This is a genomic window from Bacteroidota bacterium (assembly GCA_036522515.1).
In the GTDB taxonomy this organism is placed as follows: domain Bacteria; phylum Bacteroidota; class Ignavibacteria; order UBA10030; family SZUA-254; genus VBOC01.
This window is the reverse complement of the sequence record DATDFQ010000064.1, coordinates 1-18,466: the sequence shown is the minus strand read 5'-3', so window position 1 is coordinate 18,466 and position 18,466 is coordinate 1. Positions and strand designations below refer to the sequence as shown.

Here is an 18,466-nt window from a genome sequence, read left to right as displayed (position 1 = left end):
GCGAAGAATAAAGACCCTGACCAGGAGCATGTCAGGATGACGAGTTTTGGGGGGCAGGAGGACGATTGAGGGTGGATGAAGGAGGGGAGATCCTTCGCTACGCTCAGGATGAAGATCCTGACCAGGAGCATGTCAGGATGACGAGTTGGTGAGAAGGATGACGATTACACCTTGTCTACCTTGATCACGTTGGTGGGATGGCCTTCGAAGAGCGGGATTCCAGCGAGCATTACAATCATTTCCCCACGCACGACGTAGCCTTCTGCGACAAGCTGCGCCTGAATCTTTTTGAATGTCGCATCGGTGTCCTTCTTCAGGTTTTCCACGATCAACCCCCGGATCCCCCACACAAGATTGAGACGGCGCATGATCTTCTCCCGGTCCGTGACGGCGATGATATGTGATGAGGGCCTGAACTTCGCGACGTGACCAGCCGTCGCGCCCGAGTGCGTCAACGCGACGATCGTCGATGCTTTGAGCTGATCGGCGAGAATGCACGCCGACCGGCAGAGGGGGTCATACTCATGCATCGACGGGATCCATTCCGGATCAAACCCCTTATGATCGACGGATTGGTCCTCCGTCTTCCGGATGATCCTGTCCATCACCTCGACCGCCTGAATCGGATATTTGCCCACTGACGTTTCCCCGCTGAGCATGACAGCATCCGCTCCGTCGAGGACAGCGTTTGCCACGTCGCTCGCCTCGGCGCGCGTCGGCGTGGGGCTCTTGATCATCGACTCGAGCATCTGCGTCGCGATGATCACCGGCTTCCCCAGTTCGTTGCATTTCCGGACGATCATCTTCTGCAGGAGCGGCACATCCTCCGCAGGGAGTTCGACTCCGAGGTCCCCGCGGGCAACCATCACCGCATCGGTTTCCTTCAGAATGTTGTCCATGTTCTGGATCGCCTCCGCCTTCTCGATCTTGGCGATGATTGGGATTTTCCTCCCCTTCGGCCCGTTCTCTATGATGAAATCCCTCAACTCTGCGATATCGTGGGCACGCCGCACGAACGAGAGCGCCACATAATCGAAATCATGCTTGAATCCGAACGCCAGATCCTCTTTATCCTTCTCGGTCATCGATGGGACTGAGACTGCAATTCCCGGGAGATTAATTCCTTTGTGCGCCGTCAGCACTCCTCCCGTAATAACCCGGAGGAGTACCTCGTGCGCACCGGAACTGAGGACTTTTAGTTCAAGCTTCCCGTCGTCCAGAAGGATCCGGTCCCCCTTCCTGACGTCTTTCGCAAGATGATGGTACGTCGTTGAGAGGGTTTCCGCATCGCCGGCAAGAGGACGGGTCGTGATGGTCAAAGTACTTCCCGTTTTCAGCTCGACCGACGCCGTTTTCAATTCACCGATGCGGATCTTCGGGCCCTGCAGGTCCTGAATAATGCAGACCGGCTCCCTTGCCGCTTTCGCCGCCGCGCGAATGAGCCGGAGAGTCCGGACATGTTCCGAATACGTCCCGTGCGAAAAGTTTAGCCTCGCGACGTCCATCCCCGCCTTGATCAACCCGCCGATCGTCTGGGGAGTGTTGGATGCGGGCCCGAGGGTACAGACGATCTTCGTCTTCCCGAACAACCTCTTGTGCATCATGCGGATTCCTGGGGGCATTGTTGGAGAAGCTGCGGGAGGATATCACCGGAACGCCCGAGAATCACCTCGTCCGCGATCGGACTGAGATCGGTCCGTTCCAGGTTGATTTCCACGACGTACGCGCCCGCCAGCTTTGCAATCCCGGGGAGCGATGCCGCCGGAAAGACGACTGCGGATGTTCCAATCGAGAGAAAGAGCTCCGCGCGTTCGGCCGCCTCGACACTCTTATCCCACTGATCGGCGGGCAACATCTCTCCGAACCAGACGACATCCGGCCGCACAAGCCCTCCGCAGGAGCCGCATCGAGGCACCGCCGGTTCGCTCATGATCCGTTCGTCAGGGAACAGCTTCCCGCAACTGACGCAGTAATTTCGCTCGATATTTCCGTGAAGCTCGTACACCTGCTTGCTTCCAGCCCGCTGGTGGAGGTTGTCGATATTCTGCGTGATGACGGAAAACTTCCGGAACCGTTGCTCCATATCCGCAAGGGCCACATGCCCGGGATTCGGCTGCACCGAGGCGATGATCTTCTTGCGCGCTTTGTACCACTCCCAGACAAGCTCGGAGTTCTTCATGAAGGCATCGAAATTCGCAAGCTCTTCCGGCTTGAATTTCTTCCAGATTCCTTCGTCTCCCCGGAAGGTCGGGACTCCGCTTTCGGCGGAAATTCCCGCGCCGGTGAAGACAGCGACTGAGTCGGCAGATTGGAGTTTGTTTATAAGTTTTGGGGAAATCATAAAGAAGATCCTTCGCTGCGCTCAGGATGACAATGAGCAATCATTGAGGTTTCAACGTCAGGTGGTCCCAGGGCGATTTCTGAATCTCCTTCCAGTTCATCGTCACGCGGTAGTATCCGCCGGTTAGCCAGAGCGGCGACTGATCGTTATAGTGTGTAAGGAGCGGCTGTCCGGACTCACCGGATGTGATCACCATGTCCGCATCGAGCGGTTCCGCCATGTCGATCACCTGCCGGAGAGTCGGACCTACGGCCACCGCATACGGCGTCGCGAGCCGAAACTCTGTCTTCCCCACGGTCGTCGCCCCTCCTCCGATCGGAAAAGGACCGATATTGAATATTCGATCGAGCGGCTTGACCGATCCGATGGGATGCGAGAACGTCACGGTATGCAGTACCCCCCATCTCCAGGTTTTCATTTCATTGCCGAGTGAATGCCGCAATTCATCGAGCGCGTCGGCGAGGCTCTTCCGTACTATCTCATTCTTCGTCTCGTGCTCCGGCGTACGGACATCATCGAACCACGAGGAGCTGTCCCGCGCGAGGAGCTGGCTCGTAACACGATACGGAATTGCGTCAAAAAACACAAAGTCGCGGAACAGACCCGGCCCCATTTCATCTTCGTACGTGTTATGAATCAGGTGAACGAAGAATGAATTGAATATGGCGGTGACGACATCCGACTGGGCGAACTTGTAATCCCAGTTCCTCAGGTATGCCAGCGCGCTCGCGACATCGGGATCTTCGACCTTCACGCTGTCATACGCATGGAGGATGTGTCCGGTGAGGTCCCTCGCATAGAGAGAAACCTCGTCATGCTGGAACTGTTTAAAATCTTCTGGGGTGAACTTGTCCGCCGAGCCGAGGAGCTGCAGGATCCGCTGGATCCTCGAAGGAGGCTCCCAGAGAGTCGAGATGTAATGCGGGAACGATTTATCGGCGATTTTCTGATTGGCGCACGCGATCATCCCCTCGGGTGGATTGAACGTCCGGGGAAGATCATCGAACGGCACATATCCTTTCCATTCGGCATCCCCCGTCCAGCCGGGGAGGGGCAGCATCGCATTCTGATTACCCCTGATAGGGATATGTCCGGTCGTCCAGTACCCGATGTTTCCCTCCACGTCCGCGTAGACAACAGACTGCCCGGGGACGGCAATTTCGCGCAACCCTCGCTCGAATTCTGTCCGGTTCGAAGCGCGATCCATCAAATAGAACCCGTACATCTCATCGCTCACCTCGAGGCCCGTCCATCGCATCGCCAGAGGTGCGCGGTGATAGAGCGTGTCCTGATCATTGTGTTTATGCATCGGATGGACATCGTTCACGATCGGCCCATGCCGGCTCGAGCGCACTTTGATGGTCATACTATCCGAGCTTCCGATCCGAATCGTCTCATCGCGCTGGTCGAACGGGATCGACGATTTCTCAAAGAAATACGCCTCGCCGTGTTTTGTGGTGTCAAGGCGCTCGACATAGAAGTCGGCGTCATCGATCATCGCGTTTGTCAACCCCCAGGAGATGTGATCGTTATGCCCGATCACGACCACCGGCGCTCCGGGAAGCGAAACACCCGACACGTTCCATCCCGGGGCGGAGAGGTGGAGCTCATACCAGCGGGAGGGGGCCGGCATGGCAAGGTGCGGATCGTTGGCCAGGAGCGGTTTGCCGCTCACCGACTTCGATCCATTGACGACCCAGCCGTTGCTTCCGCCTCCCAGCGGGCCCAGGCCGAAGTATTCCCGGTAGGATCTGCCGATTGCCATGAAATCCTGGAAATCCTGAACGTCTCTTAGGGAAATCGCTGTCGACAAGGAAGGCGTTTCGAGGCGGTGTTCCGCCGCGACTCCTTTTTTGCCGGAACCGTGAACGGTCGTCGGAATACTATCGGGATACGTCGGGATGATCTGATCAAGTTTATCCTGAGGGACCTTCGCGGCAATCTCTCCGTATGTCAGGTCAGTCCACCAGGCAAGATTGAGATCCCATGCGATCAGTCTACCGATCAGAAGGCTGTGCCGGACATCCCAATGCTCCGGCCGGTAACGGAGCATGTCGAACTCGATCGGGAATTTTCCGGCGTGCGTGTCAATGAATGCGTTGACTCCGTCGGCATACGCCTGGAGCATTCCCCACGCATCCGGGTGGAGCTTTTCCATCAGTTTATCGGAAACTCCTGCAAGGTTGAGCGTTCTGAACAGCTCGTCATACTCCAGTGTCTTGGGGCCAAAGATCTCAGAAAGCCGCCCTTCCCCCGCGCGCCTCATCAGGTCCATCTGCCAGAGCCGGTCCTGTGCGTGGACGTATCCGACCGTAAACATCAGGTCGTGGTCATCCTGCGCCTTGATATGCGGAATTCCATAGTCGTCGCGATAGACGTCCGCGGCGGAGTGAAGCCCTGGAACGTTGATGTTTCCATCGGTCTGGGGAAATGACTTGACGACGAGGTGGCGGAGAAAGAAGACAGCGGCGATCAGCGTGATCAGCACGACCGCTCCGATGCCGGCGGCGATTTTTGCTGCCTGGCTCAACTGACGATGCTCCTGATTGGGATTGAGGGGAGAGATCCTTCGCTTCGCTCAGGATGACAATGGAAGGAGCGAATGTGCTCAGGATGACAGGGCGGGTGGTATGCCAGGATGTCGGCTATGATGATTTGCGGAGAGGGATAAATAAAAATCCCGCCCTCACACCGGTTGTCCGGCAAAGGGGCGGGATTAATATACTCGATTCGCGAATCTATTGCAAAGGATAAGAATTAAGATCCCGACCTAAAGCATGTCGGGATGACGATCTGAGTAATGGGATGACGCTGAAGCCGTCAGAACCGGTACGAGACTGTTCCGATCAAATTGTTGGTCGTAATATCTTCATCCACCCGCGAGGTCGCATCATAGTTCACGCGGAAGTTCTTCCAGTACCCGTGCGCGAAGGCGAGATCGATGGCGATGGCGTCCGCCACAAGGAATCCCGCTCCTGCCGTGATATACTTCTTGTCGAAGTTCGCGGGATCGTTCTGATACGGGGACCTCAGATAGGCGAATCCGCCGCGGAGTTGAAGCGAACCGGCGATCGGTTCAAATTCAGCGCCGATGTGAATGTCCGCCGTCGGCTGAAACTCCTCCTTAATCTGCGTATTGTAACTCAGAAGGGTGGAATTCGCATTCCGGAATTCCATCTGGGTCCAATCAGTGTAGTCGAGATCGGCCGTGAGCATCACGTTCCGGATCCCGTACGAGAGTCCGGCTGAGAAGACAAAGGGCGTCGTCACATCATACTCATTATGCACCCGGTCGGCAACGACATACTCGAAATGGTCGTTATTGTCGAAATCGCTTGACCCCGATTGCGAATAGACTTCCGACACAGTTATCCACGACGGGGTTTTCACCGAGATACCGACGCGGCTGTTCTCTCCGAACTTGTAGAGGAACCCCAGGTTCGCGTTGAAGCCGCTCAAGTCGCTCTCCACAGTCTCCAGCAACGAAAGCGATCTCAAGTCGAACGGCGAAGTCGTGTAGATATTTCTCAAATCATCTTCGTAGTAATTCCTCTGGTAGTTGTATGAACCGGAGAGGATATTCACCGTGAGACCGAGGTAGAGATCCTTTGCCGTCTCGACTGCGCCGGAGAACGAGACGTGATTCAGTCCGCCGCTTTCAAGCACCTTTCCGCTCTGCGTCACGTTGTCCGTGATCTTGCTGTCCCACCTGTACGTGTTGGGACCGATCGAATCGGCGTTCGCAAGATAGAGCTCGTAGGCAAGATTGCCTGACGGATTGGGAGTCAACCCTCCGTCGGGAGCGAATGACTGAACGATGCTGCTGTTGGGATTGAAACCCGCGAACGACAATCCGGTGGTAAAATCGGATTGCCTGTTATAGCCGATCGCGAGGACAAAACTCCCCTTCTTAGTCGGCACCGCGTAGACGAGGCCGAGGCTGTTAAGGTTGGTTCCGCTGTTGGTCAGCGACTGGTCGTTCGTGAAGAACGAGCCGGTGTTTCCGAACGAAACGTTCTGCAAACCGACCGACACTTCGTTCATCCGAAGCTGAGCGAGCCCGGCCGGGTTGTAGTAAGCCGCGGAAAAATCATTCGCGACTCCCGTGTAGGCCATTCCCAGGCCGATCGACCTCGCCCCGACTCCGAACCCCGGCGTCGAGAGGCGCAGAACATCTTCGGGAAACTGGGAGTATGTCTTGAGAGATAAACAAAGCGTGCAGATGATGAGGAGTGTAGATATCGAGATAGTCTTTTTCATAGCCCCATTAGTAGAAGAAAGTTCGAGTGCTTTATATTGAGCAAATCGACGTGGAAGATCCTTCGGTCGCTATGCTCCCTCAGGATGACATACCTACTTAACGGCGGCCGCTGCCATCATGTCTGCCGCTTCCGCCGCTCCGGCCACCGCCGGAGGGAGGTGTGCTCGGCGCCTGCGGGCGGGGAGCCGGTGTGCTGTTGCCGCGCTGGACTCCGGATTCACGTCCACCGCCATTGCTCCTCGGTGTGGATGGAGCTGCCTGCTGTGTTCCGCGACCCGCGGGCTTTGTTGATGGTGTTTCTCTTCGGGGGTCCGTTTGCACTACACCACGCCGACCACCCCATCCCCGGACTGCAGGACCAGACCGGCCGTTTGCCGACTTGGAGCTGCCGCGCACCGAAGCGCTTCTCTGTGGGGATGTGGAGCGCGGGTTGACCGTCGATGGCGTGGAGCCGTGCGATGCGGGAGTGCCGGTGGGATTCAGTCGCGCACCCGTCGGGAAATTGTATCCTCCGCGATCGGTGTTAACAACCGGCGGAGCGACGTACCCGTTGGGGCTTGTCGTCACACCGCGTCCGCCACCGCTCACACCGCGTGTATCGCCGAAGGATCGAACGCCCCGGTGATAAGGATTTGAGGCATAGCTGTACTTGTAATAAGCGTTGGGGTAGTAGCCGTAAGGATAGTAGGGAGAGTAGTATCCGGCATACGCATAGGGATACGGTGTGTAGAAGCCGCCGCCGTAGCCGTAGCTGAATCCAAAATTGAAAGCCCATGGATCGTAGTACGCTGCGTTAAACGCATACGAAGGCCAGCAGTAGGAAGGCGGATAGTAGTACGCAAACCCTACGTACCCGCGGTTATGCCATTGATCGTCGTATCCGTAGTAATCATCGGTATCGCGCCGATCATTCTGTTCGGCGTAGCTGCTATCCTGATACTGCCCCTGAGACTGATATCCGTGGTCTTCACCGCGCTCATCGTCTCCCCGTGTTGACGCCATCTGAGTGTAGCAGCCCGGGAAAAGGACAAGGAACAATCCAAGTGCAGCCAAGCATCCCAAAAGTCTTACTTGTTTCGTCATAATTAGCCTCAACTTTCTATTAATTCTCCTCAGGAGGGCTGCAATATTAGTGCCAGAATCGCGAGGGTTTTCAAGTAAATTTAGTCACATCCTAACCTAAAAACAACAATTTTGAGGGTGTTCGTTCCACCCCTCACGGGAATGTATGCCGAATAAGACAGATTCTGGCTAACTGTTGAAATTTAAGTACATTAGAGATCCTTAATGTACTCGATTTTCACGGTGCGGGTACCGATCGAGACATCCTGCTGATTCCTCAGAACATCCTTCAAGTTGAACCCGATCGTCAATCCTCCTCCCAGCGAAGTGCGGATTCCGAAATCGAGATAGCCCCTTCCTCTTCCCAGGGCGTCATGGTTGCTGTCATTCCAACCGAGATTGTACTCCGCCAACAGATCGGCCACCGGGCCGATCGATTTATCGAGTCCGACGAAGAGGTTCGGGTCGTCGTCTCCGTCGTCCCGTTCAAAACTGTAGTTCACTCCGCCGTGGAGGCTTAGATCGCCCCACGCTTCGTAGTTCTTGCTCAGGACACCATAGAGACCCATTGATTTGATCGAATACCGGTCGTAGCGATCGACATAGAAGTCCTTTCCCTGGGAATCGAATCCGAGCGCGATCGCGGGAATGAACTCGGTTTCTTCGATGACGCGCACTTTGATCGCGAAGCCGGGTGACTTGTTCCAGTTCGCCGCGTCAGTACCGATCAGGCTCTCACCGCCGTACGATAAGCCGAGCATCACGCGGTTGAATAGTCCGACCGAAAGACCGGTGAGCAATCCCCCGTTCTGGAAGAAATCCATGTCCAGAGCAATTTCGCCGTGAGCCAGGATTCCTGCGGTGGGGACGTCGATGAGGTAGCGGGGTTCGAGTTTGGCATCGGATCCTGCAGAGCCTTGGGCAAGAGCGGGACCGTCGACCTTTGCGAGCAAGAGACAGGTCAGCATCGCCGCTGTCATAAAACGGCCCCTCACGATTCGTCTGTTCGTTTTCATGGTCCGAATATAACGAATAGGGGAATCTCAACAAAACGGGGCAGAGCATGGGACCCAGAAAAAGACCGCAGCCTAAAGGCTGCGGCTACCGAGCCCTAGGGCATTGTCCTGTGTTGCATCGCCCGGAATGCATATTCAGGCGCGGCCGCGGAGCGGCCGAAATATGCGTTCCCACGCAGAGCGTGGGAACGAGAAAAGAGCATGTCAGCATGACGAGAGGGTGCTGGGAGGGAAAAAATAAAGGCGGACGAGCGGTTCGTTAGAACCAGGCTTGCCCGCCTCTGGTTGATCATGGAGACGAATCGCCTTGCTTGAGAGGGCGGCGCGTCCCGCTTAGTTCATCTGCGTGTGTTTCTGCTGTTGCGATTGCGGTTGTGTCTTCGGACGAGTTCCGGGCTCCAGGTAATTCTTCAAAGAGGTGTTGATAAACTGGTTCCACCCCTCTTCGAAATTCTTTCTCGCAAAGTCCGGATTGTCCGGTGGGAACGTCTCGACCCCTCTGTGAGTCAGCTTCAGCAGTGTTTTCTCTCCCTGCTTCGTCAGCTCGTAGGAAAGGACCGAATTTCCGGGCTGACCATCGTAACGCCAGCTATGTGTGAGCTTCTTCTCCGGAATTACCTCCGTTATCTCACACTTATGCAGGTACTGCTTGCCCGGGCTCGGCCCGCTGAGGAACTCGAACTTGAATCCCACCTTTGGCTTGAAATCCCGAAGGTCGAAATACCATTTCTTCATTTCTCCCTTGTCGGTCAATGCCTTCCAAACCTTCGAGACCGGCGCATCGTATGTTCGTTCTACCACGATTGGTTGGCCGTCCATACCATCTCTCCTTATATTAGTGAGGATCCTTGTTTGCCCTCCCAATTAAACGCGAGTGAACATCCAGGGGTTCCGGTTTGCCGAGGTGGATATCAGTATGATCTGTCGGTCCGGGCGGGGCATGCCCCGCCCCTACAAAAAATGCCGGATGATCCATAGGGAATAAATGTGACACCACCATCGGTTGCAGGTCGTTGCATTTATCTCAAAAAGAATCTACATTTCTATTATAGATTGTAACAAAATGACAAGCGCAAATGTTCTAACTAAGAACTTGGAGTCTTGTCGAATTATCCTCAGATAGGCGCCCACATGAACCAACCCCAGACAATCGGTGAGCTGAGAAAATCGGGATACCGCGTCCAATCCGTCAAGGATGAGATCCGGAAGAACCTGATCGGAAAGATCCAGCGCAAGGAGCCGCTCTTCCCTGCGATCATCGGATTCGAAAAAACCGTCATTCCCGCGATCGTTAACGCGATTCTTGCGAAGCACGACATCATGCTCCTCGGGCTGCGCGGACAGGCAAAATCCCGCATTGTCCGCCACCTGCCGAGCCTCCTCGACGAGTACATCCCGATTATCGACGGGTGCGAGATCAACGACAGCCCGTTCAAGCCGGTCTGCAAGCGCTGCAATGACCTCGTGCTGGAATGCGGCGACGCAGTCAAAGTCGAGTGGGTTCACCGGGACGCGCGGCTGGGCGAAAAGCTCGCCACACCCGACGTTACGATTGCCGACCTGATCGGGGACATCGATCCGATCAAAGCGGCCACCCAACGATTGCACTATTCACATGAGGGGGCGATCCATTTCGGCATCATCCCCAGGACGAACCGCGGCATCTTTGCGATCAACGAACTGCCGGACCTGCAGCCCCGCATCCAGGTGGGTTTATTCAACATCATGGAGGAAAAGGATATCCAGATCCGCGGCTTCAACGTGCGGATACCTCTTGACATCCTGATTGTGTTCACTGCGAACCCAGAGGATTACACGAACAGAGGCAATATCATCACGCCTTTGAAGGACCGTATCGATTCACAGATCTTCACACACTATCCGCGCACCATCGAAGACTCGATCCGGATCACCGAGCAGGAAGCCTGGGTGAAACGAAACGGCCGGCGCACCGTGATCCCGGCATATTTCAAGGAGATCGTCGAGCAGATCGGGTTCGAGGCCCGCAAGAGCGAATTTGTCGATCAGAAATCGGGCGTGAGCGCGCGCCTCACGATCGCGTCGATGGAGAACCTCGTGAGCAACGCCGAAAGGCGGACGATTCTGACGGAGGACGATTGCATCGTCCCGAGGATCTGCGATCTTCCGCATGTGCTTCCCGGCATGACCGGAAAAATCGAACTCGTATTCGAGGGAGAGCAGGAGGGCCCCACCAAAGTCGGGAAAGCTCTCATCGGCAAAGCGGTCCGGGACGTGTTCAAGAAGTATTTCCCTGATCCCTTGCAGCGAAAGCAACAACGCTCGAACGTCGCAGAGTCGCGCCATGTGTCGGAAGATGCCGAATATGGGAAGATCATCGGCTGGTTCGAGTCGGGAAACAAGATCGAGATCGCGGATGACATGCGCGTGGCGGAATACTTCGCGGAACTCGACAAGGTGAAGGGGCTGCGGGAGCTGACCACAAGACACATGCACATTTCGAACAGCGACGTGTACGAGCTGGCCTCAGCGATGGAGTTTGCCCTCGACGGCCTGCACCAGTTCTCGAAGATCGCCAAGGAAGAAATCGACCATACGATCGAGTACAAGGATTTGGTCGGCAGCATCTTTACCGGCCGCGGAAAAGTGGAAGAGGACGACTGATCCCATGCGGTTCCGCTACACGAAATGGGTTCCCGGTTCGATGACGGACGAGCAGAGGCTCGAGACTCTCGCCTCTCTCTTCAGCTATCTCCTGATTCAAACCAGCGGCGACGTGGAAGAAGCGATCGAATGGCTCCGCCAGCTCGCGCAGGAGTACGGCATCTTCGACGAGAACCTGACCATCGAAGATCTCATCGAGAAGCTGAAGGAGATGGGGATCATCGAAGAGGCGGACGAGATGCTGAAGCTCACGACGAAGGGGGTGCAGCGGATCAGGCAGGACGCTCTCCGGGAAATATTCACCTCGCTCCGAAAGGGCTCGGTGGGATACCATGAGCAGCCCCAAACCGGGACAGGGATCGACCGGCTTGGTGAAACGAAGAAATGGACGATCGGCGATGCCCCCACGAACATCGATCTCACATCGACGCTGACAAACGCGTTCAAGCGGGGCGGCATCGAGGAATTTTCGCTGAAGGAGGAAGATCTGGAGGTGTACGAAACGGAGCACCTCACTTCCTGCGCCACCGTTCTGATGCTCGACATCAGCCACAGCATGATCCTCTACGGCGAGGACCGCATCACACCGGCGAAGCAGGTGGCGCTGGCCCTTTCTGAACTGATAGCGCAGAAATACCCGAAGGATTATCTTGCGCTGGTTGTCTTCGGAGACGACGCGAAACTGATGAGCCTCAACGAGTTGCCGTTCCTGAACGTAGGTCCGTACCACACAAATACGCGCGCCGGGTTACAGCTGGCGCGGGATCTTCTCAGGCGGCGGAAGACTGTGAACAAACAGATTTTCATGGTGACGGACGGAAAACCCTCCGCCATCTTCGACGAAAACCACCGCCTCTACAAGAACTCGTTCGGGCTTGATCCCAGGATCGTCAATAAGACGCTGGATGAAGCGGTGGCCTGCCGGCGGGAACGGATCACCATCAGCACCTTCATGGTCGCACGGGATCCGTATCTGATTAATTTTATCGAGGAGCTTACAAAAGCGAACCACGGGAGGGCGTACTACTCGCAGCTGCAGAATCTCGGACAGTTCATCTTCGTAGATTACATCCGCAACCGGCGGAAGAAATTCGGCGCTTCCTAGTTTCTACCTGATCGCCTCGTAGAGCACTCTTCCCTCCCTGCTCGGCGGGTACTCTATTTGCAGCGCTTCCGACATCGTCGGGGCTAGGTCGATCGGGCTCACCTCCTGCCTGTACTTTCCCTGCTTAAACATCGTCCCGCAGAAAATCAGAGGAACGTGCGTGTCGTACTCTTCCGGTTGTCCGTGGCTCGTTCCGACCGTATCGCCTCCGTTAAGATAGAAGGGCTTCAAAACGCAGATCACATCCCCGCTTCGATCGGCACGGTAAGAGTTCCGCACCATCAATCCGAACCGGTCCAATGCACCCGAGTGCTCGATCTCGTCGCGCGTATAGACTGACGCGAAGACCGGAAGTGTGGAGAGCGAGTCCTTCAAAACCTGCACCGCCGCGCCGAGCGTGACATTCTTCTGCCTCAAGACCTCGCGGTCGAGATAGATCTCGGAATCGATGATCTGCTCGACCCATTTCGTCCCCGTCGCATCCTTCGCAAACGCCGCATCAAGAGCTCTGGAGGCCTGCCGGGTCATTTCGGCCAATCCGACTCTTCCCGCCTCGAAGCGGGGGCTTTTACTCCTGATGTATTCCGGGATGTGCGAAATTCCATGATCGCTTGTCAGAACGATAACGCAGTTGGCGAGACCGACCTGTTGATCGAGGAACGCGAGAAAAGAGGCAAGCATGGAATCGGTCCGGAGGGCATCGTCGAATACCTCATGGCTCGCAGGCCCGAACACGTGGCCAAGCTCGTCGGTCGCCGATATTCCGATGCAGATCAAATCGGTTACACCGCGCGTCCCCAGCGACTCGGCAACAAACCCCTTGCGCGCCGCGTCGAGAAGGACTTCGGTGGCATAGGGGGTGAAGGTGAGTAGATCGTAGTAGGCAGGATTGGCCTTTCCCTGTAGTTTTCCGGGAAGCAGGTGTGGAAAAGACTTTCCGAACCCCAGGACGTTGTCCTCGTAGGGCGCGTCATCGCGGTCGCAGATCTTTGCAGCGATCGCCGGCTGGGACTCGCTCCACGTTTGCCCCATGAAGCGCTCCATCGACCCCGAGGCATTGAAGGTTTTTAGCCATTCCGGCACTGCCGTGTAGTAATAGTTGGAGGTGGCGACGACCGGGCCTTCGAACCAGAACGCCTTCCCGAACTTGCCCCCCATCAGAATGGCGCTCCGGTCCTTGTTCGAGAAGGAGATCACTTTTGAGCGAAAATTTGTGCTCAATCTCAGCATATCGCCAAACGTCGAAGTCAACAGGTTTTTGGGCGACCGTCCGATTGCGCTGCCCCCGAAAAGCTGAACCGTCCCATCTTCGACTGCATTGACCCTCTTCTTCGAGCGGCGATCGTACCAGTTGTTGGATGTGATTCCGTTGATGTGAGCGTATGCGCCGGTCATAAATGATGCGTGTCCCGGGGCCGTCTTGGTTGCGGCGTGCTCGTAGCGTGCGTTCGTGAAGTCGGCGCCGTGGCTCAGGAGATAATTGATCCCGTTCTCCGAAAAGTAGGGCTGGAATCGGGGAAGGTACTCGTACGGAAATTGGTCAAGCGAGATGACAACGGCAAGCCTGGGATGCGGTGCTGGTTTCGGCGAAGGAGCGGAGAGACTGAGCGAAACTATACTATGAAGAAGGAGCGCGAGGAAACTTATTCTCATGAGGATTTTGTCTAAGCTGTTTGCCAAGATACGAATAATCGGGGGGATTACAAAGAGGAGATGACACCAGACACGATGAATCAGATTTTTATCTGCTCCCGAAAATTTCTCTTGACAATGCGATGAAAGAATCGTAAATAGAGCCCGATCGGAAAGATCCGATGGCCCGCCCCCGGCTTCTTCATCAGCCCCGCTTTTGATTTGCCCCCGCTTCACAATCTCATCCATGTGACAGCATGCATTACACCCCCAATGGAGCTCTTGCTTTGGCCGGGCTTCTCCTTACCGCAATTTCCTTCTATTGCAACAGAGATGGGACCTCTGTCGTCTTCCCTCCGCCCGCTGAGGACTCGGTCTTTGGCATTCGAACTCCGTTTTGGTCTAAGGATGGATCGAAGATTATCGGACTCGGTCACATATTCGGCAGGGATGGAGATAGCTTTTTCGAGATCGACTCGGGTGGAGGCGTTGCCCGAGAGCTTTCGAATGATACTCTCCAAAAGGATAGCCCCGCCCTTTCACCAGATGGGAAGATGATCGCCTACCTGGCTGCAGAGGTGGGGCGCATTTTTTCCCATGCGCATGTTTGGGTGATGAGAACTGATGGTACAAACGCGCGAGATCTCACGCCTTCCGGCGGAAATTGGGGGAATGTCCGGTGGTCACCGGACAGCCGCTTTTTGATTTTCGATGGAGGGGTTGAAGACTCTGGCGCCGTGAACTACCAGATCGCAAGGGCGGACGTACAGACCGGAGAGTTGAGGATGTTGACGCGCTCGAGCGGCTATGGTATTCGTGATGCGTCGTATCTCTCCTCGGGCGGACGGATTGCCTTCTCCTCGGGTCGCATCCAAACGGACTATGGTGGAAAGGTCTGGCTAATGAATGTTGACGGATCGGATCTGGTTCCGCTCGACACAACGCGGACGGCAAGTAATACCGTGCGCGTTTCCCCGATTCGAAATGAGATCTTCTTCGCGTGGGGATTGGGTGGGGAGTCGGACGCCGGAGTCTACGCGCTCGATCTTGACACGACGACGCTGCCGGCGGAGCCATCGTCCTTCCACTATCTTTACCCGGGAGACTATTTCAACCTCGCGCAGTGGTCGCCGGACGGGGAGTACCTTCTGTTCCCCAAGGGAAACCCATACAGCGACTTGTATCTGTTAAACCGTGACGGCAGTGGAATGCGAAGGCTAACCACCGGGCTTGCAGTCCATCTCTTCAGCTATGCCTGGTCGCCTGATTCGCAACGGCTGGTTTTCATGGCAAGCGACGATGGGAATAGGACTGTGCACCTGTTTACGTATGATATCAACACCAACAGCTTAAGAAGACGCGTCATCACCAGGAAGTAAAGAATAAAGATCCCGACCTAAAACATGTCGGGATGACGAGCGGAGGGGAAAGCTGCGGCTATCGTCTCGCACCGGGTTGCGGCGCAGAGCGCCGCGGTATGCGTTCCCACGCAGAGCGTGGGAACGAGAGAAAAGACCGCAGCCTAAAGGCTGCGGCTACCGTCTCGCACCGCGTTGCGGTGCGAGACGTGGGAACGAGAAAAAACATCTGTCTGAAAACGTTCAACTATAATCCCAGCAACCTTAAATCTTTTAACAACTTAGCGCGAAAACACCAACACTTTTTGACCATTAACTCCGGACAGTAACCCAGGAATCATTTCATTCATCTCAATAGGAGGAGGCCATGAGACACATTCTTTGTGTATTCATGATATTGAGTTCGTTCACTGCAACCCGGATCTCTGCCCAGAATTTCGATCCCACACCTATTCCATTCGCGCCATCCAACGTCATAGCGTTCAAGATGAATCTCCCGATCACTCATCTCGATATCAACAACTATGTCCCATCGACGAGGGGTGTGTATGCGGGCCGGGTGGCTACCTTCAAATTCTACAATCGGGATTACCCCTGGACGGCCGCGAACCTCTTCATGCGCATCCGGTGGGACGCCGATCTGGACGCGTCGAACGGAGTAATCTGGAGTGATTGGTTTCAGGATCAGACCGAGAATGCTTTCGCGACTGTGACGAAGACCTATTCGACATCTGGGCGATATACCATTACCTTCGAGATCGAGCTGTACACAAGCGATGGCTCACAGTCATACCGGCGACAGAAACAATATGACATCACGGTCGTGCCGCTTCCGACGTTGGTTTACCATGACGACCGCGGCAATCAGCTTTTTTATTGGGTTGGGACCGATAACGCGTTGACGAAACCCGTCCTGGCCGTGGAAGGATTTGACCCGGATAACAGCAATACCGCCGCGATCAGCTATGGGCTCGGATTCGACCTCGTAGATGTCGCACGGAGCCAGGGCTATGATCTATTCATCCTCGATTGGGCAGACGGGGGAGCGGACATGATGCTCAATAAAGACGTCTTTCTGGGCGCCTGCCAGTTCTTGCACCGGCTGCTCGGCAGCACCGAGGCCGCGATTCAGGTTGTGGGAATAAGCATGGGAGGAGTGGTTGCCAGGGAGGGACTCGCGTACGCTGAGGACAACTCGCTCGCCCATCCCGGCCAATACGTCGAGCACTATGTCAACACGTTCATTTCCTTCGATGCTCCTCAGCAGGGCGGCCACATGAATTCAAAACTGCAATCGGTTCTCAAGGATAACGGGAACGCAACTCAGCAGATCACGCTTCAGTCAACGGCGGCAAAACAACTCTTGTACGAAGACGTGTACGATCTCTCTCAGACTGCCCATAGCGACTTCTATCGAAATCTGCGAAGCCTCCATAATACCGAGCAGCCCTTCGGTTTCACCAACGGATATCCGCGCAGGTGCATGAACTTCACGGTCTCGAACGGTAACCGGACTGTGGACTATCCGAACCTGACCACCCACGACGATCTCGCGACCATCTACGAGTATGCGAACGTGAACATTTTATCGATCGCCACCTTTCCCGTCATCACACATACCGAGCGAATCTCCGCGCAAGCCCGCGATCTATGGCCCGGTTCTACATTTCCCAACGATCTCAGAACGCTGAGCACTCAGGGATTTAAGGACTTTCTCAGTGTCGGCCCCGGCGGTGTCTTTCTGACCGCAGGGGGCGGTTGGATCTTTCGTGTGAACTTCAATCCGGAGTACACTCCGACGGAAAGCGCTCTCGACCTCGATGGGTACGTACGGGCGACGGACGGATCCCTCGCCGCGGGAAAGAGCTGGTTTGACGACACGCTTACCCAGTTCACAGTCCACAGGCACGAGGAATTGACGACTGAGAGCAAGACCAAGGTGATGACCTGGTTGAATAGCAGTTTGCGATATCCTTACCTGGGGAGACCGACATCTGTCCGGGCAATTCCGGCCGGGGGCAGCTCGATACAGATAACCTTCATCGACCAGGCGGCCTATGAAAGCGGATTTAAGATCGAACGAAGGGTCGAGGGCGGAATGTACACCGAGATAGGGTCGACGGGTGCCAACCAAAGCCAGTATCTCGATTCAGACCCGGCGCTTCAACTGTTCAAGACGTATTATTACCGGGTTCGGGCGTACAATGGGTCTCGTTATTCTTCCTACTCGGACGAAGTAACGGTGTGCCTCCAGCCTCATCTTCAATCTTCGACGTCTGCGGCAACGTCATCGAACGCACAACACAAACTTGTCAAGACGAGTTCATCGTCGGGCGCGACCGACTTGTATATGGTGTACGAAAGTGCTGGGAACTCCTACCTGACCCATTACTTTGCACCGACGCTCACCTGGGATCTTGAGAAACCTGTGGGCGCCGCACCTGTGGCCGGGATTATGATACGGCATCCCTCCCTCATTCTCGATTCACTTGGCACGAATCCGTATGTAGCATATGAGCGGGTCGATTTGACTTCTTCGACGCACTCAGTCCTGCTCGATGGATATGATCGGAACACTGGCACATTCTATCCTCTCCTGACACTCGCGACATTCGGGGGAGATACAAGTATTCACGCGACTCCGGTTGCGGCGGTTTCGAGATCGAAACCGGGGAGTCCATCTTTCCTCGTGGCAGCATGGAAAAATGCGTTTTCGCTTGGGTTCGGTATCGGCTGCTTCAACGGAAATGCATTTCCGGCGGGTTATAGCTGGTCGGCGATCGATTTGTCGGGCAAGTTTCCGGTTCTGAGTGCGCGGAATCCCGCAATAGCGATCGCGATGCTCGGCCCCGCTTCGAAACCCGTTCCCAACTTCTACCTTGTCTGGGAGGAAGCGGGCACAGGTGGGGGCATCCGTCTTCTCCATGGGTCGTACAGCAACGCAGCTTGGCCGCCACAGGCTTCTCAGATCGTATGGGAGATGAATCAGGTCCTCCACGTCGCCGACAATACTACGAACGACACCTATTCCAAACCCTCGATAGCTCT

The 18,466-nt window shown here is 55.5% G+C and carries 12 protein-coding genes; 4 read left to right on the top strand and 8 right to left on the bottom strand.

Translation table 11 applies throughout. The features are described 5' to 3' along the window. Positions 1–164: 164 nt before the first annotated feature. The 7 genes from pyk to VI215_13745 form a co-directional block, all read right to left on the bottom strand. A complete protein-coding gene (gene pyk, locus VI215_13775) occupies positions 165–1,604 on the bottom strand; it encodes a pyruvate kinase (protein HEY6193386.1) in 1,440 nt (479 codons plus the stop codon). Continuing rightward, positions 1,601–2,341, bottom strand: coding sequence for an NAD-dependent deacylase (locus VI215_13770; GenBank protein ID HEY6193385.1), 741 nt, complete (start codon positions 2,339–2,341; stop codon positions 1,601–1,603). The genes pyk and VI215_13770 overlap by 4 nt, the downstream gene beginning before the upstream one ends. A 40-nt stretch (positions 2,342–2,381) precedes the next feature. After that, the gene (locus VI215_13765) at positions 2,382–4,871 is read right to left on the bottom strand and encodes a penicillin acylase family protein (GenBank protein HEY6193384.1); all 2,490 of its coding nucleotides are present in this window, start codon (positions 4,869–4,871) and stop codon (positions 2,382–2,384) included. Between the two features lie 290 nt (positions 4,872–5,161). Next, positions 5,162–6,601: an outer membrane protein transport protein gene (locus tag VI215_13760; protein ID HEY6193383.1), complete on the bottom strand. Its 1,440-nt coding sequence runs from the start codon at positions 6,599–6,601 to the stop codon at positions 5,162–5,164. Positions 6,602–6,698: 97 nt separating this feature from the next. Beyond that, entirely contained in the window at positions 6,699–7,604 is a 906-nt protein-coding gene (locus VI215_13755; GenBank protein ID HEY6193382.1) for a hypothetical protein, read from the bottom strand. Between the two features lie 272 nt (positions 7,605–7,876). Then, positions 7,877–8,644 (bottom strand): hypothetical protein, encoded by a 768-nt coding sequence (locus VI215_13750; GenBank protein ID HEY6193381.1) that lies wholly within the window; start codon positions 8,642–8,644, stop codon positions 7,877–7,879. Between the two features lie 369 nt (positions 8,645–9,013). Next, positions 9,014–9,499: an SRPBCC domain-containing protein gene (locus VI215_13745; GenBank protein ID HEY6193380.1), complete on the bottom strand. Its 486-nt coding sequence runs from the start codon at positions 9,497–9,499 to the stop codon at positions 9,014–9,016. Positions 9,500–9,811: 312 nt separating this feature from the next. Here VI215_13745 and VI215_13740 point away from each other — a divergent pair, with 312 nt between their 5' ends. Both VI215_13740 and VI215_13735 read left to right on the top strand, forming a co-directional pair. Next, the gene (locus tag VI215_13740) at positions 9,812–11,323 is read left to right on the top strand and encodes a magnesium chelatase (GenBank protein ID HEY6193379.1); all 1,512 of its coding nucleotides are present in this window, start codon (positions 9,812–9,814) and stop codon (positions 11,321–11,323) included. A gap of 4 nt (positions 11,324–11,327) precedes the next feature. After that, positions 11,328–12,428 carry a VWA domain-containing protein gene (locus tag VI215_13735; protein HEY6193378.1) on the top strand — a complete coding sequence of 367 codons (1,101 nt, stop codon included), beginning with the start codon at positions 11,328–11,330 and terminating at the stop codon, positions 12,426–12,428. Positions 12,429–12,431: 3 nt separating this feature from the next. Here VI215_13735 and VI215_13730 read toward each other — a convergent pair whose 3' ends face one another. After that, on the bottom strand, positions 12,432–14,081 hold the full coding sequence (locus VI215_13730) for an alkaline phosphatase family protein (GenBank protein HEY6193377.1): 1,650 nt from the start codon (positions 14,079–14,081) through the stop codon (positions 12,432–12,434). A 716-nt stretch (positions 14,082–14,797) separates the two neighbouring features. Here VI215_13730 and VI215_13725 point away from each other — a divergent pair. Further along, a complete protein-coding gene (locus VI215_13725) occupies positions 14,798–15,439 on the top strand; it encodes a hypothetical protein (GenBank protein HEY6193376.1) in 642 nt (213 codons plus the stop codon). Positions 15,440–15,785: 346 nt separating this feature from the next. Beyond that, positions 15,786–18,466 (top strand): hypothetical protein (locus tag VI215_13720; protein HEY6193375.1); only part of this gene is annotated, 2,681 nt, incomplete at its 3' end.

Bases quoted from the DNA above. Each gene is read 5' to 3' on its own strand.
- pyk (HEY6193386.1), bottom strand. From the start codon at position 1,604: ATGATGCACAAGAGGTTGTTCGGGAAGACGAAGATCGTCTGTACCCTC.
- VI215_13770 (HEY6193385.1), bottom strand. From the start codon at position 2,341: ATGATTTCCCCAAAACTTATAAACAAACTCCAATCTGCCGACTCAGTC.
- VI215_13760 (HEY6193383.1), bottom strand. From the start codon at position 6,601: ATGAAAAAGACTATCTCGATATCTACACTCCTCATCATCTGCACGCTT.
- VI215_13755 (HEY6193382.1), bottom strand. From the start codon at position 7,604: ATGGCGTCAACACGGGGAGACGATGAGCGCGGTGAAGACCACGGATAT.
- VI215_13750 (HEY6193381.1), bottom strand. From the start codon at position 8,644: ATGACAGCGGCGATGCTGACCTGTCTCTTGCTCGCAAAGGTCGACGGT.
- VI215_13745 (HEY6193380.1), bottom strand. From the start codon at position 9,499: ATGGACGGCCAACCAATCGTGGTAGAACGAACATACGATGCGCCGGTC.
- VI215_13740 (HEY6193379.1), top strand. From the start codon at position 9,812: ATGAACCAACCCCAGACAATCGGTGAGCTGAGAAAATCGGGATACCGC.
- VI215_13735 (HEY6193378.1), top strand. From the start codon at position 11,328: ATGCGGTTCCGCTACACGAAATGGGTTCCCGGTTCGATGACGGACGAG.
- VI215_13730 (HEY6193377.1), bottom strand. From the start codon at position 14,081: ATGAGAATAAGTTTCCTCGCGCTCCTTCTTCATAGTATAGTTTCGCTC.